At 67.7% G+C, this 20291-nt stretch carries 24 protein-coding genes and 1 tRNA gene; 13 read left to right on the plus strand and 12 right to left on the minus strand.

Features of this window, described 5'->3' with window-relative positions; genetic code table 11:
* Positions 1–9 precede the first annotated feature (9 nt).
* The 6 genes from AC07YS_RS09385 to AC07YS_RS09410 form a co-directional block, all read right to left on the minus strand.
* The gene (locus AC07YS_RS09385; RefSeq protein WP_095745032.1) at positions 10–303 is read right to left on the minus strand and encodes a GYD domain-containing protein; all 294 of its coding nucleotides are present in this window, start codon (positions 301–303) and stop codon (positions 10–12) included.
* Between the two features lie 232 nt (positions 304–535).
* Complete coding sequence (locus tag AC07YS_RS09390) at positions 536–1327, minus strand: M90 family metallopeptidase (protein WP_495267797.1); 792 nt, start codon at positions 1325–1327, stop codon at positions 536–538.
* Between the two features lie 15 nt (positions 1328–1342).
* Entirely contained in the window at positions 1343–2119 is a 777-nt protein-coding gene (locus tag AC07YS_RS09395; RefSeq protein ID WP_495267798.1) for a UDP-2,3-diacylglucosamine diphosphatase, read from the minus strand.
* Between the two features lie 25 nt (positions 2120–2144).
* Positions 2145–2657, minus strand: a complete 513-nt coding sequence (locus AC07YS_RS09400) for a peptidylprolyl isomerase (protein WP_070060416.1) — start codon at positions 2655–2657, stop codon at positions 2145–2147.
* A 27-nt stretch (positions 2658–2684) separates the two neighbouring features.
* Positions 2685–3281, minus strand: coding sequence for a peptidylprolyl isomerase (locus AC07YS_RS09405; protein ID WP_495267799.1), 597 nt, complete (start codon positions 3279–3281; stop codon positions 2685–2687).
* A gap of 97 nt (positions 3282–3378) precedes the next feature.
* Positions 3379–3969: a tetratricopeptide repeat protein gene (locus AC07YS_RS09410; RefSeq protein ID WP_495267800.1), complete on the minus strand. Its 591-nt coding sequence runs from the start codon at positions 3967–3969 to the stop codon at positions 3379–3381.
* 196 nt (positions 3970–4165) lie between these two features.
* On the opposite strand from AC07YS_RS09410, the gene cysS reads away from it, so the two are divergent.
* From cysS to AC07YS_RS09440, 6 genes are all read left to right on the plus strand, one after another.
* Positions 4166–5542 (plus strand): cysteine--tRNA ligase, encoded by a 1377-nt coding sequence (gene cysS / locus AC07YS_RS09415; RefSeq protein ID WP_495267801.1) that lies wholly within the window; start codon positions 4166–4168, stop codon positions 5540–5542.
* On the plus strand, positions 5539–6210 hold the full coding sequence (locus AC07YS_RS09420) for a DNA-3-methyladenine glycosylase family protein (protein WP_095745035.1): 672 nt from the start codon (positions 5539–5541) through the stop codon (positions 6208–6210). Before cysS ends, AC07YS_RS09420 begins: the two co-directional genes overlap by 4 nt.
* Before the next feature lie 157 nt (positions 6211–6367).
* Positions 6368–7348, plus strand: a complete 981-nt coding sequence (locus tag AC07YS_RS09425) for an acetyl-CoA carboxylase carboxyltransferase subunit alpha (protein WP_056582036.1) — start codon at positions 6368–6370, stop codon at positions 7346–7348.
* 20 nt (positions 7349–7368) lie between these two features.
* Positions 7369–8346, plus strand: coding sequence for a tRNA lysidine(34) synthetase TilS (gene tilS, locus AC07YS_RS09430; RefSeq protein ID WP_495267802.1), 978 nt, complete (start codon positions 7369–7371; stop codon positions 8344–8346).
* Positions 8347–8401: 55 nt separating this feature from the next.
* Positions 8402–9670 carry an aspartate kinase gene (locus tag AC07YS_RS09435; protein WP_062480939.1) on the plus strand — a complete coding sequence of 423 codons (1269 nt, stop codon included), beginning with the start codon at positions 8402–8404 and terminating at the stop codon, positions 9668–9670.
* Positions 9671–9697: 27 nt separating this feature from the next.
* Positions 9698–9790: transfer RNA gene (locus tag AC07YS_RS09440), tRNA-Ser, on the plus strand.
* 128 nt (positions 9791–9918) lie between these two features.
* Here the strand turns inward: AC07YS_RS09440 and AC07YS_RS09445 are convergent.
* From AC07YS_RS09445 to AC07YS_RS09465, 5 genes are all read right to left on the minus strand, one after another.
* A complete protein-coding gene (locus tag AC07YS_RS09445) occupies positions 9919–10140 on the minus strand; it encodes a hypothetical protein (protein ID WP_495267803.1) in 222 nt (73 codons plus the stop codon).
* A gap of 30 nt (positions 10141–10170) precedes the next feature.
* Complete coding sequence (locus AC07YS_RS09450; protein ID WP_139705503.1) at positions 10171–10446, minus strand: hypothetical protein; 276 nt, start codon at positions 10444–10446, stop codon at positions 10171–10173.
* 130 nt (positions 10447–10576) lie between these two features.
* Entirely contained in the window at positions 10577–11110 is a 534-nt protein-coding gene (locus tag AC07YS_RS09455) for a nucleoside 2-deoxyribosyltransferase (RefSeq protein ID WP_062480933.1), read from the minus strand.
* A gap of 59 nt (positions 11111–11169) precedes the next feature.
* A complete protein-coding gene (locus AC07YS_RS09460) occupies positions 11170–11607 on the minus strand; it encodes a hypothetical protein (protein WP_095747578.1) in 438 nt (145 codons plus the stop codon).
* Between the two features lie 138 nt (positions 11608–11745).
* Positions 11746–11955, minus strand: coding sequence for a hypothetical protein (locus AC07YS_RS09465; RefSeq protein ID WP_139705507.1), 210 nt, complete (start codon positions 11953–11955; stop codon positions 11746–11748).
* Between the two features lie 185 nt (positions 11956–12140).
* Here AC07YS_RS09465 and AC07YS_RS09470 point away from each other — a divergent pair, with 185 nt between their 5' ends.
* Together AC07YS_RS09470 and AC07YS_RS09475 are read left to right on the plus strand one after the other, a co-directional pair.
* Complete coding sequence (locus AC07YS_RS09470; protein WP_369647263.1) at positions 12141–12869, plus strand: LuxR C-terminal-related transcriptional regulator; 729 nt, start codon at positions 12141–12143, stop codon at positions 12867–12869.
* Between the two features lie 11 nt (positions 12870–12880).
* Positions 12881–14737 (plus strand): sensor histidine kinase, encoded by a 1857-nt coding sequence (locus tag AC07YS_RS09475; RefSeq protein WP_495267804.1) that lies wholly within the window; start codon positions 12881–12883, stop codon positions 14735–14737.
* A gap of 18 nt (positions 14738–14755) precedes the next feature.
* On the opposite strand, the gene AC07YS_RS09480 is transcribed toward AC07YS_RS09475, so the two are convergent.
* Positions 14756–15685, minus strand: a complete 930-nt coding sequence (locus AC07YS_RS09480) for a LysR family transcriptional regulator (RefSeq protein WP_159272076.1) — start codon at positions 15683–15685, stop codon at positions 14756–14758.
* A gap of 104 nt (positions 15686–15789) precedes the next feature.
* Here AC07YS_RS09480 and AC07YS_RS09485 point away from each other — a divergent pair, with 104 nt between their 5' ends.
* The 5 genes from AC07YS_RS09485 to AC07YS_RS09505 all read left to right on the plus strand — a co-directional run bounded on the left by AC07YS_RS09485 (position 15790) and on the right by AC07YS_RS09505 (position 20200).
* On the plus strand, positions 15790–16785 hold the full coding sequence (locus tag AC07YS_RS09485; RefSeq protein ID WP_495267805.1) for a Bug family tripartite tricarboxylate transporter substrate binding protein: 996 nt from the start codon (positions 15790–15792) through the stop codon (positions 16783–16785).
* Between the two features lie 61 nt (positions 16786–16846).
* Positions 16847–18067 (plus strand): helix-turn-helix domain-containing protein, encoded by a 1221-nt coding sequence (locus tag AC07YS_RS09490; RefSeq protein WP_495267806.1) that lies wholly within the window; start codon positions 16847–16849, stop codon positions 18065–18067.
* A gap of 48 nt (positions 18068–18115) precedes the next feature.
* Positions 18116–18808, plus strand: coding sequence for a Vgb family protein (locus AC07YS_RS09495; protein WP_070060429.1), 693 nt, complete (start codon positions 18116–18118; stop codon positions 18806–18808).
* 26 nt (positions 18809–18834) lie between these two features.
* Complete coding sequence (locus AC07YS_RS09500; protein WP_495267807.1) at positions 18835–19593, plus strand: DUF899 domain-containing protein; 759 nt, start codon at positions 18835–18837, stop codon at positions 19591–19593.
* A 37-nt stretch (positions 19594–19630) separates the two neighbouring features.
* A complete protein-coding gene (locus AC07YS_RS09505; RefSeq protein ID WP_495267808.1) occupies positions 19631–20200 on the plus strand; it encodes a hypothetical protein in 570 nt (189 codons plus the stop codon).
* The last annotated feature ends 91 nt before the right edge of the window (positions 20201–20291 follow it).

Here is a 20291-nt window from a genome sequence, read left to right on the forward strand (position 1 = left end):
CGTCCCGGCTCAAGGCAATTTGGCCAGGATCTTGTCCATTTCTCCGGCGGTATAGGCGCGCAGGGAGCGCGTGCGCACATTGCCCTGCATGGCGATGGCCAGACTGAATGCACAGAGCGCCTGCTCGTCCTCGGACTCCAGCACGCAGACCACATCGCAGTCGCCCATGGTCCAGAAGATCTCGCGCATGTTGACGCCGAGCTTCTGGGCGGTTTCCTTGGCGGCGGCGGCACGTTTCGTGGTTTCCTTGACGCTCTGGATGCCCTTGTCCGTGAAGCTCAGCATGCCGATATAGGTCACCATTTTCTGCTCCTGTGTTGTTATCCGCGGGGGACGAATCACATGAAGCAACGCCGCCCCCGATGGCGACGCTCCAGGTCATCGGGCGCGCAGCGGTGCTGTGGAGGGCGATGGCCGCAGCGATGCTACGCCTGGGGCCTGCAAAGGCAAGGCGCTCCCGATCAGCGCCTACTCAGGACGAGGTATGCGGACCGCCACCGCGCGCGCAAGCAAGGAAACCAGATGTGAGAGGCGGTCAGGCCTGCGCAGGCCGAAAGAACGCATCGAAGAGAACCAGCACTCCCGGGAAGTCCCGAGCGAAGTTCGGCCGGTTCACGAAGTAGGCCTCGCAGGCCACCGCGAAGAACTCGCTGATCGACGTGGCACCGTAGTCGTCGAGCCAGGGTGGCTCGGCGCCGAAGCGCTCGGCGAGGATGGTCTTTTCGCGAAAGTCGTCGTAGGCCGGCTGCAGCGCCGCCATCCAGGCCGCACGCGCATCGCGCGCGCTGCGTCGGCCCATGAAGCCGGCCGGCAGCGGCGGGCAGCCGTCGGCGATGCCGTTGCGCATGTCGATCTTATGGGCGAACTCGTGGATCACGACGTTGTAGCCGCCCTCGCTGCTGACGCTGCTCGCGAGCACGTCCTGCCAGCTGAGCATGACGGGGCCCTGGTCCATCGCCTCGCCGGCGACGACCTCTTCGTACTCGTGCACGACCAGCGCGTCATCGACGATCTTGCGCTGCGCCACGACCTCGGAGGGATGCACCACGATGCCGACGAAATCGTCGTACCAGTCGAGCCCGTCCTTCAGGTGCAGCACCGGCAGCACGGCCTGCGCCGCGATGGCCAGCGCCACCTCGTCGGTGATGACGAAGCCCTGCGTGCCGTGGAATTCCTTGTCCCGCAGGAACTCGGCCGCCAGCGTGCGCAGCTGTTGCTGCTGCGCGGGCGGCAACGCGCCCAGGAAGGCGTAGCGCGTGAGCGTGGCGCGCCAGGCGGCGTCGGGAATCGGGGGCAGGGTGCGCAGCCGGCGCAGCCACTTGAACATCGGCGGGCGGTGCGGCTAGCGCAGGTCGACGCGCTGCGCGCCTGCGGCCGACAGGCACAGCAGCTGCGCGCGCGGCGGGTGCGCGGCGGCGTCCCAATCGCTCAGCACGATGCGACGCAGGCCGTGGCCCAGGTCGTGGACGGCGGGGCGGTGGGTGTGGCCATGGATCAGCGCGCTGGCGCCCGCGTGCTGCAGCCATTGGCGGGCAGCGTCGGCGTCCACGTCGGCCCAGAGGGTCGAGGGATCGCGCTTGCGGTCTTCGCTCTGTGCGCGGATGGCGCGGGCGAGGGCGCGGCGCTCTTCCAGCGGGCGCGCGAGGAACGCGGCCTGCCATTCGGGCGTGCGCACCTGGGCGCGAAACTGGAGGTAGTCGGTGTCTTCGAGGCAGAGCGCATCGCCATGGCTCAGCAGCCAGCGTTCGCCGTGCAGCACCAGCACCGTGGGGTCGTCGAGCAGCGTCAGGCCACATTGCGCGGCAAAGGCCTTGCCGACGAGGAAGTCGCGGTTGCCGTGCATGAAGAACACCGGCATGCGCTGCGCGGTGCGCTGCAGCAGTTCGGCGCACTGCGCCTCGAAGCCGGGCTGGGCGGCGGCATCGTCGCCCACCCACACCTCGAACAGGTCGCCGAGGATGAGCAGCGCATCGGCCGGCGTGGTCTGCAGGTAGCCCTGCCAGGCCTCGAAGGTGGCCAGCTCGCTGGCCTGCAGGTGCAGGTCGGAAATCAGGTCGACGGTGCGCCACGCGGGCGGCGCCACCAGCTCGGAGAAAGCCGGGTTCGCCACCGGGGTCATGCCGCTGCGCCGTGCCTGAAGTGCATCACTCGACAGTGACGACTGCCTTTTCGATCACGACGTCCTCGAGGGGCACGTCGTCATGGAAGCCCTTGCGGCCTGTCTTCACGGCCTTGATCTTGTCGACGACATCGGTGCCGCCCGTGACCTTGCCGAACACCGCGTAGCCCCAGCCCTGGGCCGAGGGGGCGGTGTGGTTCAGGAAGCCGTTGTCGGCCACGTTGATGAAGAACTGGGCGGTGGCCGAGTGCGGTGCGCTCGTGCGGGCCATGGCCACGGTGTAGTTGGCGTTCTTGAGGCCGTTGTTGGCTTCGTTCTCGATCTCGGCGCCGGTGGGCTTTTGCTTCATGCCGGGCTCGAAACCGCCGCCTTGCACCATGAAGCCGGGGATCACGCGGTGGAACACCGTGTTGTCGTAGTGGCCCTTCTTCACGTACTCGATGAAGTTGGCGGTCGACTTCGGTGCCTTCACGCCGTCGAGTTCGAGCGTGATGACGCCGTAGTTCTTGATGTGCAATTCGACTTGGGGGTTGCTCATGAGTTAGCTCCTTCTTCGGAAACGGGATTACTTCGCCAGCGTGGCGGACTTGATGGTGAGAGTTTCGACGGGCACGTTCTGCATGCCGCCCTTGTTGCCGGTCTGCACGGCGCGGATCTTGTCGACCACGTCGGCGCCGGCGACGACCTTGCCGAACACCGTGTAGCCGTAGCCGTCGGGGTTGGGTGCGTTGAGCGAGTCGTTGTTCTTCACGTTGATGAAGAACTGCGAGGTGGCCGAGTTCGGGTTGCCGGTGCGGGCCATCGCGATCGTGTACTTGTCGTTCTTCAGGCCGTTGTTGGCCTCGAGCGGGATCGGCGGGCGCGTGGGCTTTTGCTGCAGGTCGGCCGTGAAGCCGCCGCCCTGGATCATGAAGCCGTCGATGACGCGATGGAACACCGTGCCGTCGTAGTGCTTGTCCTTGACGTACTGCAGGAAGTTTTCGACCGTCTTGGGGGCCTTGGCCGCATCGAGCTCGACCACGATGTCGCCCGCCGAGGTGGCGAGCTTGACGCGCGGCGCGGCCTGCTGGGCGTGCGCGCCGGCGGCGGCGCCGAGGGCCAAGGCTGCGGCCAGTGCGAGGGCGCCGCGGCGGCTGAAACGGGAAAGTGCAGAGGTCGTCAAATGAGGCTCCGTGTGCGGGTGGAGGGGAGGGCGGTGGGCCTGCGATGGCGCAGGTTGGGAGGCAACTGTGTGCGCACCGCCGGATTGCAAGAGGCTGTTACTTGGTCGTGCGGCCCACGGGCTTGCGTACTTCGGGCGGCGCGGCCGGCAGCACGGCCGCATCGGCCGCGGCCTTGGGCGTGAAGATCTGGCGGATCAGCGCGAGCTTGGGCGCGACGCTCGCGTTGGTGGTGGCGAACTGCTGTGCGCGCTGGTATTCCTGGGCTGCCAGGCGCGCATACACGTCGCCGAGGTTTTCGTGCGCGGTGGCGTAGTTGGGGCTGAGCTTGAGCGCGGTTTCGAGCGCGGCGCGGGCCTGGTCGAATTTGCTCTGCGACGCGTACAGCGCCGCGAGGTTGTTGTACGGCTCGGGCAGTTCCGGGAAGTCCTGCGTTAGCTGCGTGAACGCGGTGATCGCGTCGGCGGTCTTGTTCTGCTCGGTGAGGATCACGCCGCGCAGGAAGCGCATCTGCGGGTCGCGCGGCTTGCCGGCGATGTAGGTGTCGGCCTTGGCCAGCGCCTCGGCGGCCTTGCCCTGGCGCAGCAAAAGGTTGACGTCGTCGTAGTCGTTGGCGTGCGCGGCGAAGCCCCACAGACCGAAGAGCAGTGCAAGGGCGATGGGGAGTCTGGAGAACGCGGCGTGCTTCATGAAGCCTCGGCAGGATTGGGGGAGAGCGGGGGCCTGGAGAACACCCGGATGCTGCGCGGCGGCAGCCGTTTATACTGCGTCGCATTGTAGCCGAGGGGCCACGTCGAACCCCTCGTAGCCACGCCCCCCGTCACCCCTGAAATACACCGTTGTTCGCCCGTACCGCACGGGCGCGAATCAACGCTTTCCGAGTCCCATGAGTCTGCGCATCTACAACACGCTGTCGCGTGAATTGGAGGATTTCTCCCCCCTGCAACCTGGACAGGTTCGCATGTACGTGTGCGGCATGACCGTCTATGACCTGTGCCACATCGGCCACGCCCGCATGATGATGGCGTTCGACGTGGTGCAGCGCTGGCTGCGCGCCAGCGGCTATGCCGTGACCTACGTGCGCAACATCACCGACATCGACGACAAGATCATCGCCCGCGCGGTCCAGCGCGGCATCACCATCCGCGCGCTGACCGACGAGGTGATCGCGGCCATGCACGAGGACATCGGTGCGCTGCGCATCGAGCCGCCCACCATCGAGCCGCGTGCCACCGAATACGTGCCGCAGATGCTCGGCATCATCGAGACGCTGGAGCGCAAGGGCCTGGCCTACCGTTCGGACAACGGCGACGTGAACTACGCCGTGCGCAAGTTCCCCGGCTACGGCAAGCTCTCGGGCAAGTCGCTCGACGAACTGCATGCCGGTGAACGCGTCGCGGTGCTCGACGGCAAGCAGGACCCGCTCGACTTCGTGCTCTGGAAATCCGCCAAGCCGACCGAGCCTGACGACGCCAAGTGGGACAGCCCCTTCGGCACCGGCCGTCCGGGCTGGCACATCGAGTGCTCGGCCATGAGCTGCGCCACGCTCGGCGAGACTTTCGACATCCATGGCGGTGGCGCCGACCTGCAGTTTCCGCACCACGAGAACGAAATTGCGCAGAGCGAGGGCGCCAACGGCAAGCCGCTGTCGCGCTTCTGGGTGCACAACGGCTTCGTGCGCGTGGACAACGAAAAGATGTCCAAGAGCCTGGGCAACTTCTTCACCATCCGCGAAGTGCTGCAGAAGTACGACGCCGAGAGCCTGCGTTTCTTCCTCGTGCGCACGCATTACCGCAGCGCGCTCAACTACAGCGACGCGCACCTCGACGACGCCCGCAACTCGCTCAAGCGCCTGTACACCGCGCTCGACCTGGTGGCGCCCGCGACCGTGGTCATCGACTGGACGCAGCCCCACGCGGAGCGTTTCAAGGCGGCGATGGACGAAGACTTCGGTACGCCCGAAGCCATCGCCGTGCTGTTCGAGCTGGCCGGCGAAGTCAATCGCACGAAGTCCGCAGACACCGCGGGCCTGCTCAAGGCGCTGGCCGGCACACTCGGGTTGCTGCAAGGCGACCCGAAGGCGTTCCTGCAAGCAGGCACCACGCTCGACGAAGCCACCATCCAGTCGAAGATCGATGCACGCGCGGCGGCCAAGGCGGCGAAGAATTTCGCCGAAGCCGATCGCATTCGCCAGGAACTCCTCGAGCAGGGCATCGTGCTCAAGGATTCGCCCACGGGAACGACCTGGGCGGCTGCACAGTGAACGGAACGACGAACCCCGTACCCGCCACCCAGCAGACCAGCGTGCGCATCTACACGCCGGACTATTGGGAGGAAGCCTGCAAGCACCTGGCCAAGAAAGACCGCGTGATGAAGCGGCTCATTCCGAAGTTCGGCGAGGCCTGCCTCGAATCGCGCGGCGACGCCTTCACCACGCTGGCGCGCAGCATCGTGGGCCAGCAGATCTCGGTGAAGGCCGCGCAGTCGACCTGGGACAAGTTCGCGGCGCTGCCGCGCAAGCTGACGCCGGCCAACGTGCTCAAGCTCAAGGTCGACGACATGCGCGGCGCCGGGCTGTCGGCGCGCAAGATCGAGTACCTGGTCGACCTGGCCCTGCATTTCGATTCAGGCACCGTGCACGTCGACCGCTGGAAAGACATGTCGGACGAGCTCATCATCGAGGAGCTCGTGGCCATCCGCGGCATCAGCCGCTGGACCGCCGAGATGTTCCTCATCTTCCACCTGATGCGCCCGAATGTGCTGCCGGTCGACGACCAGGGCCTGCTCAATGGCATCAGCGTCAACTATTTTTCGGGCGACCCGGTCAGCCGCAGCGATGCCCGCGATGTCGCCGTGGCCTGGGCGCCGTATTGCAGCGTGGCGACTTGGTATATTTGGCGATCGCTGGACCCCGTGCCGGTCGTTTACTAAGGATCACCCCCAGGCTTCGCGCACTTCGTGTCGCTTCGCCAACCCCCTTCGAGGGGGCAACACCGGAGGCCCGGCAAAGCCGGTTCCTCGGTGTTTCTGGAATGAATGCAAAAGAGCCGGATGGCCGGTCAATTGATGAAATAAACAGGAGAAGACGTTGGCGAAACGAACCTTCCTCGACTTCGAGCAGCCCATTGCTGAACTCGAAACAAAGATCGAAGAACTGCGTTATGTACAGACCGAATCGGCGGTCGACATCTCGGAAGAAATCGATCAGCTCGGCAAGAAAAGCCAGCAACTCACCAAAGACATCTACAGCGACCTGACGCCCTGGCAGATCACCAAGATCGCACGGCATCCGGAGCGCCCGTACACGCTCGACTACGTCAACGAAATCTTCACGGACTTCGTCGAGCTGCACGGCGATCGCCACTTCTCGGACGACCTGTCGATCGTCGGTGGCCTGGCGCGCTTCAACGGCGTGCCCTGCATGGTGCTCGGTCACCAGAAGGGCCGCGACACGAAGGAGCGCACCGCGCGCAACTTCGGCATGAGCAAGCCTGAGGGGTACCGCAAGGCGCTGCGTCTCATGAAGACGGCCGAGAAATTCAAGCTGCCGGTGTTCACCTTCGTCGATACGCCCGGCGCCTACCCCGGCATCGACGCCGAAGAGCGCGGCCAGTCGGAAGCCATCGGCCGCAACATCTTCGAGATGGCGCAGCTCGAGGTACCCATCATCGTCACCATCATCGGTGAAGGCGGTTCGGGCGGCGCGCTGGCCATTTCGGTGGGCGATCAGCTCGTGATGCTGCAGTACTCGATCTACTCGGTGATCAGCCCCGAAGGCTGCGCGTCCATTCTCTGGAAGACCAGCGACAAGGCGCAGGAAGCCGCTGATGCACTGGGCATCACGGCGCACCGCCTGAAGGCGCTGGGCCTGGTCGACAAGATCGTCAACGAACCCGTCGGCGGCGCGCACCGCGACCATCGCCAGATGGCCGCGTTCCTCAAGCGCGCGCTCAACGACGCCTTCCGCCAGGTCAGCGACCTGAAGACGAAGGAACTGCTGGACCGCCGCTACGAGCGCCTGCAGAGCTACGGCCGGTTCAACGACACCAAAGCCGACAACAGCCGCTGAGCGGCTTTCCCTTTTCCATCATGAGCGAAGCCTTCGAACGCGCCATGGCCGCGTTCGAACCGGCGAGCCTGCCGCTGGCCGTCGGCTTCAGCGGCGGTGCGGATTCGACCGCCTTGCTCGCGGCCTGCGCGGCGCGATGGCCGGGGCAGGTGATCGCCTTCCACGTGCATCACGGCCTGCAGGCGGCGGCCGACGACTTCGAGCGGCAGTGCGCGCAGGTCTGCGAGCGGCTCGGTGTGCCGTTGGTGACGCACCGGGTCGATGCGCGGCATGCGTTGGGCGACAGTCCCGAGGATGCGGCGCGGCGCGCACGTTATGACGCGTATGCTGCCATGGCGCGTGCCGACGGGGCGCGGCCTGCGGTGTCGTCCATCGCACTGGGGCACCATGCCGATGACCAGGTCGAAACGCTGCTGCTGGCGCTGTCGCGCGGCGCCGGCCTGCCGGGCCTGGCCGCGATGCCTGCGCATGCCGTGCGCGACGGATTGAACATCCATCGGCCGCTGCTCGCGGTACCGGCGGCCGACATCCGCAGCTGGCTGGCGCAGCAGCAGTTGCCGTGGATCGAAGACCCGAGCAACGCCGACGCGCGCTACACCCGCAACCGCATCCGCGCCGTGCTGCTGCCTGCATTGGCAGAAGCCTTTCCGCAGTTCCGCGCCACCTTCGCGCGCAGCATCGGCCACGCGGCGCAGGCCCAGCAGCTGCTGGGCGAACTGGCGTCGCAGGACCTCGCCGCGGTGGGCGAACCGCCGCAGATCCGGCCGCTGCAGGCGCTGTCCCGGGCGCGCCAGGCCAACGTGCTGCGCCACTGGCTGATGCAGTCGCACGGCTGTGCACCGAGCGCGGCGCAGCTCGACCAGCTGCTGGACCAGGTCCGCGCCTGCACCACGCGCGGCCACCGCATCCACCTCAAGGTGGGCGCGGGCTTCGCCGAGCGCAGGGGAGAGCGGCTGCATTGGTACAATGCCCCGCCCTCGCTGAAGACTTCGCTCTGACGGCTTGCAGGGCGCCGCTTTCCAGGCGGCCCTTTATCTTTCTCTGATTTCATCCATGGCATTGATCGTTCACAAATACGGCGGCACGTCGATGGGCTCGACCGAGCGCATCCGCAATGTCGCCAAGCGCGTCGCCAAATGGGCGCGTGCGGGTCACCAGATGATCGTGGTGCCCAGCGCCATGAGCGGCGAAACCAACCGCCTGCTCGGTCTTGCCAAGGAGCTCTCCCCGGGCAAACCCGGCGTGGCCTATCACCGCGAACTCGACATGCTCGCCTCCACCGGCGAACAGGCGTCGTCGGCACTGCTGGCCATGGCGCTGCAGGCCGAGGGCGTGGAGTCGGTGAGCTACGCGGGCTGGCAGGTGTCGGTGCGCACCGACAACTCGTACACCAAGGCCCGCATCGAGAGCATCGACGACGCCAAGGTGCGCGCCGACCTCGCGGCCGGTCGCGTGGTGGTCATCACCGGCTTCCAGGGCGTGGACGACGAGGGCAACATCACCACGCTGGGCCGTGGCGGCAGCGACACTTCGGCCGTGGCCATCGCGGCGGCCATGAAGGCCAGCGAGTGCCTGATCTACACCGACGTCGACGGCGTCTACACCACCGACCCGCGCGTCGAGCCCGATGCGCGCCGCCTGACCACCGTGAGCTTCGAAGAGATGCTCGAGATGGCCAGCCTCGGCTCCAAGGTGCTGCAAATCCGCTCGGTGGAATTCGCCGGCAAGTACAAGGTGCCGCTGCGTGTGCTTTCGAGCTTCACCGCATGGGACATCGACATCAATGAAGAGGCCAAGTCCGGCACGCTGATCACTTTCGAGGAAGACGAAAACATGGAACAAGCCGTCGTATCCGGCATCGCATTCAATCGCGACGAAGCCAAGATCTCGGTGCTCGGCGTGCCCGACAAGCCGGGCATCGCGTATCACATCCTCGGTGCCGTGGCAGACGCCAACATCGAAGTCGACGTGATCATCCAGAACCTCAGCAAGGACGGCAAGACCGACTTCAGCTTCACCGTGCATCGCAACGAGTTCGCGCGCACGGTCGAGCTGCTGGAGTCGAAGGTGATGCCTTCGCTGGGCGCCACCGAAATCGTGGGCGACACCAAGATCTGCAAGGTCAGCATCGTGGGCATTGGCATGCGCAGCCACGTGGGTGTGGCGAGCAAGATGTTCCGTGTGTTGAGCGAAGAGGGCATCAACATCCAGATGATCTCGACCAGCGAAATCAAGACCTCGGTCGTGATCGACGAAAAATATATGGAATTGGCCGTGCGCGCACTGCATAAAGCGTTCGATCTGGACCAACCGAGCGCTTAAGTAATGGCATAATTGCGGTTGCTTTCAGGAACTGTGACCGAGTGGCCGAAGGTGCTCCCCTGCTAAGGGAGTATGGGGTGTAGAGCCTCATCGAGGGTTCGAATCCCTCCGGTTCCGCCAGGATTGGCTTCCTGATCACCTTGCAGTGATCAAACAGCCCAAAAGAGCCCCGCCAGTCGGGGCTTTTTTGCGTCTGCGCGCGACGCGTGCGCGTGGCTGCCCCGCCGAAACGGCGAGGCGAGATATCTTCAGGACGGCTGTGGTCCGAGCGTGGACAGCGTCGCGATCGGCGCCGCGCCCAGATGCAGTTCGCAAGGATCGCAAGGCACCGCAATCTGCCGGCCGTCGAAGCGCACCCGCACATGCGGATAGGTCGCTCCGGTGATGGTGCCGAGCCGGCCTTCGCAGACGACGCGATCGCCGCGACGGAACGACCGGCCGAACCGGAGCTTGATTTTTTCAAAACTCATTTCAGTGTCTCCTGGGTGTGCATCCGATGCTCAGCGCACCGGGTCGGGTTCGAGCGGTGGCCGCACGAGGGTCGCGGCCGTGTCTTGGAGGATCAGCGCGTGATCCGGGTCGTGACTGAGGTAGGGGCTGGTCAGCAACTGGCCGATCAGCCGGTCGAAGTGGAACCGGACCTTGGCCGGCTCGGGGTGCGCGGCGTACAGCGCGCGCAGCATCGAGACGACGGCGCTGGTCTGCGTGGTCAGGACCTCCATGGAACCCAGGCGGCCCGCCGCTTCGAAAACTGCTTGTTGATCTGAGGGGGGCATCCGGGCCTCCTTTTTGGGGCATTGGCGTGTCCAACGCAAAAAGAGGCTGAAAGGCTTACTTCTCGGGGCTTTCTCCCCAGAATTGGTGATTTCCTGTCTTTGATTTGTGACTTATTTCACGAATTTCGGCTCACTGCCGCTGGGCGGGCGCAGACCCCAACACCTCGGCCAGCACCCGCAAAGCGTCGGTCGCCAGGTCCGAAAAGCGCACCGAGCAGGCCAGCATGAGGTTCAGCGGCAGCCCGAAATCCTCGATCAGCGTGCCCTCGGGGTCGCGCAAACTGCCGTCCGGGTCGCGGCCGACGACGCCTGCCGTGGCGGCGCGCTGCGCATAGGTGCCCGGCGGAACGCCGTAGGCGGCCACCGGAAGGCCCAGGGCAATGGCCACGCCGACCTCGAACACCGTGCCCGAGTCGGGCTCCAACCCGCGAAACGGCGCGAGGTTGGCAATGACGCCGTCCGCCGACCGCAGCAGCTTCATGTTTTCCTCGTAGATCCGGCGCGCGGGGTCGGGGCCGGCCGCCTTGCCGTCGAACGGCGGCACGGCCGTCATGCCGAGCGCGTCGCAGGCCAGGGCCAGCGCGGCAAAGTACTGCGCGGCGTCGGGCCGGAACACGTCGGGGCCGGCGAGGTAGACCCGTGGACGCGTGGAAGAGGAGGGCATCTGTCGAGTATGCGACCGCCCCCGGCCAGCGCCAACGGGAAGGGCTGCGGCCCGGCTGGTTACTTCTTCATCGCCTTGACTTCGGCCATGCCCTTGCTTTCATCGGCCTTGGCCTGCTTCACGCAGGTTGACTTGGCCTCGCCCTTCTGGTCGTCGCATTTTTCCTTGGCGATGCTGTAGGCGACTTCCACCTTGGCTTCGGCCACCTTGCGGGCATTGCCGTCGCTGGGCTTCATCTTCTGGTCGAGCTCGGCCTTGGCGATCTTTTCCTTGCCCTTGGCTTCCTCGACGCAGACGTCCTTGGCGTTGTCCTTCATGGCATCGCAAGCGGCGCGGTCGGTCTTGTAGTCGGCCGAGATCTTGTCGCGGGCCGCCTTGTATTCGGCGACCGCCGGATCGACCGTGGCCGCGGGCGGCGGGTTCACCTGCGCTTGCGCCGACACGGCCGTGAGACAAGACACGGCAACGGCGCACATCCACATGAGCTTTCTTTGCATGGTCATCTCCTTGAAGGCGCCGGCGGTTGCCTCATTGCGACAAGCGCAAGAGAACCGGCGCCCGAAAACCATCCTAGGAACCGACGGCGCGAGAGCGGTAGGACGCCTCGCGAAGCCGCCGTCAGCGCATGCTGACGCTCAGTGGCCTTCTGTTGTAGTGCCGTGCGCGCGCATCTCGCTGCGCAGGGCGCGCTGTCCCGAGGCCAGGGCGAGCTCGTAGCTCTCGACCGGGTCGAAGGCGCAGCGAAGGACGGTGGGATGCGCACCGTCGGTGTCGGTTTCAAGCAGCCGCCAGACAAAGGATCCGGGCGCCGGCTCGTCGATGATGAGTTCGATCGGATGTGTCATGGCCCCACCATGTCCGCTCGCGTGGTGCCTGTCTGTAGGCGAAGGCCGACCGATGCCGCGCCGCGCCACCAGAACCCCCAGATCTGGTGATGGCCGCAGCGCCGCCGCGAGGGGACACTGCAGCCTCGCGCGCGAAGCCTGGGTGATGATTCGGGCATGCTTCCCACCTTGTCCGAACCGTCCTGATGTCCGCTTTCTCTCCCCACCCCGACGGCCCGGCGATGACGCCGCCGCCCAGTCCCGACCTGCCGGCGCCCGTGCTCATCGTCGAGGACGACGCGCTGATGCAGCGGCGCATCGTCGGCATCCTGAACCAGCTGGGCTACGGCAACGACGTGCTGGTGCTTGCGGCCACGCTGGCCGATGCGCGCATCGAACTCGCGCGCCAGTCGTTCGCGCTGGCGCTGGTCGACCTGGGCCTGCCCGACGGCAACGGCGTGGAGCTGATCGCGCAGATGAGCGCGCCGACCGTTGCGGCAATGAACGCCGACGACGGCCCCGGCATCCTCGTGATCTCCGCCTGGAGCACCGACGACCTCATCCTCAACGCGCTGCGCGCCGGCGCCACCGGCTACGTGCTCAAGGAGCGCGACGACCTGGAGCTGCTGCTGTCGATCCGCAGCGTGCTGCGCGGCGGGGCGCCGATCGATCCGTTCATTGCACGCCGCATCCTCGACCTGACGCAGGCGCCGCCCGCCACGCCGGGGCGCGTCGGCGAAGATGTGCTGACCTCGCGCGAACTCCAGATCCTCCAGCTGGTTGCCGAAGGCCTGACCAACCGCGAGATAGCCGAGCAGATCTTCCTGTCGCGGCACACCGTCGAATGCCACATCAAGAACATCTACCGCAAGCTCACCGTTTCCTCGCGCACGCGCGCCGTTTTCGCAGCGCGTTCGCGTGGCTTGCTGGCCTGAGCCTGTGGTGGTTGTTAGCGCACACGGCTGCGGCGGCCGGGGCGGCCGAGGCGTGCGCGCCGCACATCGACAGCGTGCGGGCCGTGCGCGCCACCGCCGGCGCGGGGCCTGAAGCACCGCCGCCCATCGACGGCTGGCAGCCGGTGTCGCTGCCCGACCACTGGGCCGAACGCTGGCCCGGCTTCGAAGGCATCGTGTGGTACCGCATCGACTGGCAGCGCCCCTGCGCCGGTCGCGACGACGCGCCGCAGCTGGGCGTGGCCTTCGACTACCTGAGCATGGCCGGCGCGATCTCGCTGAACGACAACCTGCTCTGGCGCGACGCCAGCCTGGTCGAGCCGCTGAGCCGCAGCTGGAACACGCCGCGCGTCTTCTTCCTGCCGGCCGCCGCGTTGAACCCCGGCACCAACACGCTGTGGGTGCAGGTGGTGGGCGGCAGCATGTACGGCTCGGGGCTGGGCCGCGTGGTGCTCGGCCCGGCGGACGCGGCGGTGGCGTACCACGACGAACGCCGCCTGTTCGCGCGTGTGCTGCCCGCGGTCAACCTCGTCATCTCGATCACGCTGGGCTGCTTCTTCCTCGTGCTGTGGCTCATGCGCCGGCAAGAGGTCGCCTACGGCTGGTATGCGCTCAGCGCCATCGCCTGGCTGGTGTTCGCGAGCAACACGGTGGTCAGCACCTTGCCGTGGCCGTTCGCCTCCACCGACGCCTGGTCGCGCTGGATCACGGCCTGGATGGTCCTGTACGTGAGCTGCTTCTGCATGTTCATGTGGCACTTCGGCGGTCAGCGCTTTCCGCGCCTGAGCCGCGCGCTGTGGGCCGTGGCCGCGCTGGCCGTGGCGGCGATCGCGCTGCTGCCGCAGCCTGCGCTGTCGGTCGCGACGCTGGCGGTGTTCATCGTGTATTCGCTGCTCTTCATGGCCGTGTGCGTGCAGTTCATCCTGCGCGCGCTCGACACCAAGAAAACCGAGCACCTGCTGCTGGCCCTGTGCGCCTTCGGCTTCCTGGTGGCTGCGGTGCACGACGCGCTGATGATCCTGCGCGTCATCGACGACCGCTTCGGCTACACCGTGGTCACGGCGCCGCTGATCATGATCGGCATGTCGCTGATCCTGGCGGGCGGCTTCACGCGCAGCCTGCGCCGCGTCGAGAGCTTCAACGACGAACTGGCGCGCGAAGTGCGCGGGGCACGTACCGAGCTGGCCGACACGCTCAGCCGCGAACACCGCCTGGAGCTCGACAACGTGCGGCTGAACGAGCGCCTGAGCGTGGCGCACGACCTGCACGACGGCCTGGGCAGTTCGCTGGTGCGCTCGATCGCGCTGGTGGAACAGTCGGGCGAGGCGCTGCAGCGGCCGCAGTACCTGTCGATGTTCAAGTCGCTGCGCGACGACCTGCGCCAGATCATCGACACCCACAGCGGCGGCGCGGCCCCGGTGGCCGCCACGCCCACGCAATGGCTGGCGCCGATGCGCCACCGCTTCGGCCGCCTGTTCGAGGAGATGGGCGTGCGCAGCCACTGGCAGACGCCCGCGGCCTGGCCCTGTGCGCTGTCCGCGCGCCAGGTGCTGGGCCTCACGCGCCTGCTTGAGGAGGCACTGGCCAATGTCGTGAAGCACAGCCGTGCGCGGACCCTGCGCGTGCAGTTGATGGCCGACGGAGAGGCCGGTGTGCTGCTGAGCGTCGAGGACGACGGCGTGGGCTTCGACGCGGTGACGGTCGCCTCATCGATCGGCGGACTGGGCCTGCGCAGCATGCAGGCGCGCATGGCACGCATCGGCGGCACGCTGCAGATCGATGCGGGCGATGGCGGCACGCGGTTGGCGGCGAGGGTGCAGGCACCCGTGGCAGGCGCTGGCAGCAGCTGAGTCCCGCTGCGCGCGTGATCAGCGTGCCTTGCGGAACGCGCGCACCTCGGGTGCGGGGTGATCCTCGATGTGCTGCAGCAGGAAGTCCAGAAACTCCTGCGCCGACGGCGAGAGCCCCCGGTCCTTGTTGAGCCACACCTGGAACTTGCGGCTGAGCACGGGCGTGACGAGCGGGCGGAATTCGAGCTTCTGACGCTGGAGCAGCTCGCCCGCATAGGGCAGGCAGGTGGTCACGCCCAGGCCGTGCTCGACCATGCTCAGCGCCGTCGTCAGGAAGGCGACTTCATGCGTCGGGCTGAACTCCAGCCGGCCGGGCGACGCATACAGTTCGGCGCTGAGCAGCTGCGTGTACTCGCCCTGCAGCGAAATCACGGGGTAGCGGACCAGGTCGCTCCAGGCGACCCTTTGCTTTTTGGTGAGCGGATGCCCCGGGGGCAGCACCGCGAGGAAGGGCAGGGTGAACAGCGTGCGCGCCACCACGTTGGCCGGCGCGTCGCGCTCGGGGCCGATGGCCAGGTCCACGTCGCCGTTGATGAGCCGGCCCAGCACGCTTTCGACCATCGAGTCCTGCAGGCGCACGCGGATGCCGGGGTACTTCCGGGCGAAGGCGGCCATGATTTCCGGCATGACCGTGCACGCCATCACCTGCGGCACCGCGATGCGCACGGTGCCGGTGCGCAGCTCGCGCAGGTCGGACACCGCATCGAGCGCCATGCCCAGGTCCTGCAGGATGCGCTCGGCCATCGGCAGGAACACCTCGCCCGCGCTGGACAGCTGCAGCTTGCGCGTCGTGCGGTGAAGCATCTGCACGCCCAGGTTCGATTCCAGGTCCTTGATGAGGCCGCTCAGCGCCGACTGCGTGATGTGCAGCCGCAAAGCCGCCTCGGTCACGCTGCCGGCGCGGGCCACCGCGATGAAGGCGCGCAATTGGCGCAACGTGACATTCATCGGTTTATCCGATAAGTGGGAAAGAAATATCTGATTGAACCATGAATGAAGCTCGCATCCAATCGCAGCGCCCTCACAACAACCACTGCCAGGAGACATCGTTCATGCCCGTTTCTCATCGCCTTGCGCGCCGCGGTTTTCTTTCGCTCGCGGCCGCTGCACTTGCTTTCGCGGGGGCTCCCGCGCAAGCGCAGGCGCAGGCCTTTCCGTCCAAGCCGATCAAGTGGATCGTCGGTTACCCCGCCGGTGGCGGCAGCGACTTCCTGGCCCGCACCATCGGCGCGCAGATGTCGGTCCAGGCCGGCCAGCCGGTGATCGTCGACAACCGCGCCGGTGCCGGCGCCATCATCGGCGCCGAGGTCACGGCCCGGTCGCCGGGCGACGGCTACACCGTGTTCACGGCCGACAACGGCGTGCTCGTCTACAACCCCGCGCTCTACAAGAAGCTGCCCTACGCCGTCGACCGCGACTTCGCGATGCTCGGCCTGATGGCCCGCACGCCGCTGGTCCTGGTGGCGGCGCCGTCGACGAACCTCAAGACCATCGGCGCGCTGATGGAGCAGCTCAAGAGCAAGCCGGGCACGCTGTCGTACGCCTCGCCGGGCAACGGCAGCCCGCACCACCTGGCGATGGAACTGTTCCTGAGCCGCAGCGGCCTGTCGACGATGCACGTGCCGTACCGCGGCGCCGCGCCCGCGCTGCAGGACGTGATGGGCGGGCAGGTGCCGTTGATGGTGGTGGACACCTCGTCGGGGCTCAGCGCCATTCAGTCGGGCAAGGTCGTTCCGCTGATGGCGTTCAGCGCCAAGCGCCTGCCGATCCTGCCCGCCGTGCCCACGGTGGGCGAGCAGGGCTTCAAGGATTCGGAAGCCTACGCATGGCAGGGGCTGGTGGTGCCGGCCAGCACGCCCGCCGCCATCCAGGAGCGCCTTTCCAAGGAGATGCAGGTCGCGCTGGCCAACGAGGGCGTGCGCAAGCGGCTGCAGGAGGGTGGCTGGGAGCCGGTGCCGAGCGACAGCGTGCTGATGAAGACCTACGCCTTCGCCGAGACCAAGAAGTGGCACGCGCTGATCCGTGAGCGCGGCATCTCGCTGGACTGAAGACGCCGCTTCGCGATGAGGCGGGCCGCGGCGCAACGGCGGTGTTGTAGCCTGTCGCCCCATGGATTCCCTCATCGCCGCCTCCGCGCGCGCGCTCGCTGCCGGCGACGCGCTGGGTGCCCTCAAACGCGTGGCCCTGCGCGACGACCCGCCGGCGCTCGCGCTGCGCGGCATCGCCATGGCCCAGCTCGGCGAGCACCCGCGTGCGCGCGAGCTGCTGCGGCGGGCCGCGAGCGGCTTTGGGGCGCACGAAGAACTGGCGCGCGCCCGTTGCGTCGTCGCCGAAGCCGAGGTGGCACTCGCGATGCGCGACCTGGGCGGTTCGCCGCGCGCGCTGATCGCGGCGGCGGCCACGCTCGAAGCCCGGGACGACCTGGCCAATGCGCTGCAGGCGCGGCTCATCGCGGCGCGCCGGCTGCTGCTGCTCGGCCGGCTCGACGAGGCCGCCGCCGCGCTGTCGCTGCTCGACGGGCACAGCCTGCCGCCGTTGCTGTCGGCGGTGGCCGAGTTGGCATCGGCGGAACTGGCCTTGCGTTCGCTGCGCACCGCCGCGGCACGCGCGGCGCTCGACCGCGCGCACGACGCGGCCTGGCGCGCGCGCGTGCCGGCGCTGCTGGCCGAAGTGGCGGAAGCGCGCGCCGCGCTCGAACGTCCCGCCGCCCGGCGCATCGCCGCCGGCGGTGAACAGGCCCTGCGCCTCGATGAGGTCGAGGCGCTGCTCGCGTCCGATGCGCTCGTCGTCGATGCTTGCCGCCGTGGCGTCGGAGGCGGCGACTCCTGGCGCTCGCTTGCACGCCGGCCCGTGCTGTTCTCGCTGGCACGTGCGCTGGCCGCGGCCTGGCCCGGCGATGTCGACCGCGACACGCTGATCGCCGACGCCTTCCGCACCCGCGATCCCGACGAAACGCACCGCGCGCGGCTGCGCGTCGAGATCGGCCGGCTGCGCGCGCTCGTCAAGCCGATGGCGCGCATCGAGGCCACGCCGCAGGGCTTCATCCTCACGCCGCATGGTGCGCGCCCGGTGGTGGTGTTGGCACCGCCCATCGATGGTGAGCAGGCTTCGCTGGTGGCGCTGCTGTCCGACGGGGCGGCCTGGTCGACCTCGGCGCTCGCGCTGGCGCTGGGCGCAAGCCAGCGCACGGTGCAGCGCGCGCTGGCCGAACTCGAGGTCGAACGGCGCGTGCGTGCCATCGGGCAGGCCAGGGCGCGCCGCTGGCTGGCCCCGCCGCTGGCGGGATTCACGACGATCTTGTTACTCCCCGCCGCGCTGCCGATTGAATAGAGTCGGGCCCATGCGCTACCCCCTGTGGCGCACCTACAGGAGCCCACCATGAGCAGCAGCAGTCAGAGCAAGAAGGCAGGCAAGGACCGATTCGAAGGCGCGGTGCAGGCCGCGCAGATCGTGCGCGAATACGGACCGTTCGAAGGCGTGGAGCGCATCCACGGCGTGACGCACGACGGCCACCAGGTGTGGGCCGCCACCGGCGGGCAACTGGTCGCCTTCGACCCCGCGAGCGGCGAAGCCACGCGCCGCATCGATGTCGCCTGCGACGCCGGCACTGCCTTCGACGGCACCTGCTTCTATCAGATCGTCGAGGCGCGCATCGACAAGATCGACGCCGCCACGGGCAAGGTGCTGGCCTCGATTCCCGCGCCCGGCAACGGCTCCGACTCCGGCCTCACCTGGGCCGAAGGCAGCCTCTGGGTGGGCGAGTACCGCGACCGCAAGATCCACCAGATCGACCCGGCGACCGGCGCGATCCGCCGCACCATCGAATCGAACCGCTTCGTCACGGGCGTGACCTGGGTCGACGGCGAACTCTGGCACGGCACCTGGGAAGGCGACCAGAGCGACATCCGCCGCATCGACCCCGCCAGCGGCGACGTGATCGCGCGGCTGGAAATGCCCAGCGGCGTCGGCGTGAGCGGCCTGGAGTCCGACGGCGCGGGGCTCTTCTACGCCGGCGACGGCCGGGCCAGCAAGGTCCGTGCGGTGCGTCGCCCGAAGACGGCCACGGCCTGAACGAAACGCAAGCCAAGGAGCACACCATGAACACCCCAGTGAATCACACCGTCGTGACCCCCGAGCGCTGGATCGACGCGCGCAAGTCGCTGCTGGCGCGCGAGAAGGAGCTGACCCAGCTGCGTGATCGGATCGCCGAGGAGCGCCGCGCGCTGCCGTGGACGCGCGTCGAGAAGGCCTATGTCTTCGACACGCCCCAGGGCCGCCGCCCGCTCGCCGACCTGTTCGAAGGCCGCCGCCAGCTGCTGGTGCAGCACTTCATGTTCGGCCCCGACTGGGAGCAGGGCTGCCAGAGCTGCTCGTTCATGGCCGACCATTCCGACGGCATGCGCGTGCACCTCGAACACCGCGACGTCACGCTGGTGGCCGTGTCGCGCGCGCCGCTGGCCCGCATCGAGGCTTTCCGCCGGCGCATGGGCTGGCAGTTCGCCTGGGTCTCGTCGCACGACAACGACTTCAACCACGACTTCGGCGTGAGCTTCACGCCCGACGAAATGGCCAGCGGCGCCGTTGCCTACAACTACGTGAAGCAGCCGTTCCCGAGCGAGGAGGCGCCCGGCGTCAGCGTGTTCTTCAAGGACGACGCCGGCGACGTGTTCCACACCTACTCGACCTACGGTCGCGGCGTGGAAGTGATGATGGGCACCTACAACATGCTCGACCTCGTGCCCAAGGGCCGCGACGAGCACAACCCGTCCTACGCGATGGACTGGATCCGTCACCATGACCGCTACGAGCCCGCGCCTGTTGCGGCGGCGGGTGGTTGCTGCCACGCGCAGTCCTAAGAAAGCGCGCGACCTGGCGTGTCGATCGGTCCGCACCATGGCAAGCCTCTGGCCCTGGCTGGCAGTGGCGGGAATGGGCGTCCTGCACGGCCTGAACCCCACCACCGGCTGGATGTTCGCCGCCGCCTGGGGCCTGCGCTCGCACGACCGGGCGCAGGCGCTGCGGGCGCTGTGGCCGATCGGTGTCGGGCATGTCGCCTCGGTGGCGCTCGTGGTCGTTGCGGTGGCCTTCGGCCTGTCGATGGACCGGGGCCTGCTGCAGTGGCTGGCCGGCGGGCTGATCGCGGTGGTCGCGCTCGTTCACCTGTCGGGCCGCCTGCCCGCCATGGCGCGTGCGCCAGCGGGGCATGCGGGGCTGGCGTTGTGGTCCTTCATGATGTCCACCGCGCACGGTGCCGGCCTGATGCTGGTGCCGGCACTGATCCCGCTGTGCATGGGCGATGCAGCGAAGGGCGCGATGAGTGGCTCGCTCGGGCCGGCGCTCGCGGCCGTCGCGCTCCACACGGCGGCGATGCTGGCCACCACCGGGCTGATGGCCGTCGGCGCCGGGGCGGGCGTGGGCTGGCTGCGGCGCTTCACACGGCGATCACCTGCGATGCCGCACTGAACGCGCGATGCGCGCAAAGCGCATAAGCAAACGCGAAAACCGGCGTTCCATTCGAGCGGCCTGCGGCGCAACACTCGAAGGCTCTCGACCC

The sequence above is a fragment of the Variovorax sp. GW458-11-26-14-LB1 genome (genome assembly GCF_059423965.1).

Coding starts and splice junctions, on each gene's coding strand:
- AC07YS_RS09445 (WP_495267803.1), bottom strand. CDS start 10,140: ATGAGTTTTGAAAAAATCAAGCTCCGGTTCGGCCGGTCGTTCCGTCGC.
- AC07YS_RS09470 (WP_369647263.1), top strand. CDS start 12,141: ATGTCCGCTTTCTCTCCCCACCCCGACGGCCCGGCGATGACGCCGCCG.
- AC07YS_RS09480 (WP_159272076.1), bottom strand. CDS start 15,685: ATGAATGTCACGTTGCGCCAATTGCGCGCCTTCATCGCGGTGGCCCGC.
- AC07YS_RS09435 (WP_062480939.1), top strand. CDS start 8,402: ATGGCATTGATCGTTCACAAATACGGCGGCACGTCGATGGGCTCGACC.
- AC07YS_RS09410 (WP_495267800.1), bottom strand. CDS start 3,969: ATGAAGCACGCCGCGTTCTCCAGACTCCCCATCGCCCTTGCACTGCTC.
- AC07YS_RS09455 (WP_062480933.1), bottom strand. CDS start 11,110: ATGCCCTCCTCTTCCACGCGTCCACGGGTCTACCTCGCCGGCCCCGAC.
- AC07YS_RS09505 (WP_495267808.1), top strand. CDS start 19,631: ATGGCAAGCCTCTGGCCCTGGCTGGCAGTGGCGGGAATGGGCGTCCTG.
- AC07YS_RS09390 (WP_495267797.1), bottom strand. CDS start 1,327: ATGTTCAAGTGGCTGCGCCGGCTGCGCACCCTGCCCCCGATTCCCGAC.
- AC07YS_RS09490 (WP_495267806.1), top strand. CDS start 16,847: ATGGATTCCCTCATCGCCGCCTCCGCGCGCGCGCTCGCTGCCGGCGAC.
- AC07YS_RS09495 (WP_070060429.1), top strand. CDS start 18,116: ATGAGCAGCAGCAGTCAGAGCAAGAAGGCAGGCAAGGACCGATTCGAA.
- AC07YS_RS09395 (WP_495267798.1), bottom strand. CDS start 2,119: ATGACCCCGGTGGCGAACCCGGCTTTCTCCGAGCTGGTGGCGCCGCCC.
- AC07YS_RS09450 (WP_139705503.1), bottom strand. CDS start 10,446: ATGCCCCCCTCAGATCAACAAGCAGTTTTCGAAGCGGCGGGCCGCCTG.
- cysS (WP_495267801.1), top strand. CDS start 4,166: ATGAGTCTGCGCATCTACAACACGCTGTCGCGTGAATTGGAGGATTTC.
- AC07YS_RS09485 (WP_495267805.1), top strand. CDS start 15,790: ATGCCCGTTTCTCATCGCCTTGCGCGCCGCGGTTTTCTTTCGCTCGCG.
- AC07YS_RS09400 (WP_070060416.1), bottom strand. CDS start 2,657: ATGAGCAACCCCCAAGTCGAATTGCACATCAAGAACTACGGCGTCATC.
- AC07YS_RS09385 (WP_095745032.1), bottom strand. CDS start 303: ATGGTGACCTATATCGGCATGCTGAGCTTCACGGACAAGGGCATCCAG.
- AC07YS_RS09460 (WP_095747578.1), bottom strand. CDS start 11,607: ATGCAAAGAAAGCTCATGTGGATGTGCGCCGTTGCCGTGTCTTGTCTC.
- AC07YS_RS09465 (WP_139705507.1), bottom strand. CDS start 11,955: ATGACACATCCGATCGAACTCATCATCGACGAGCCGGCGCCCGGATCC.
- tilS (WP_495267802.1), top strand. CDS start 7,369: ATGAGCGAAGCCTTCGAACGCGCCATGGCCGCGTTCGAACCGGCGAGC.
- AC07YS_RS09500 (WP_495267807.1), top strand. CDS start 18,835: ATGAACACCCCAGTGAATCACACCGTCGTGACCCCCGAGCGCTGGATC.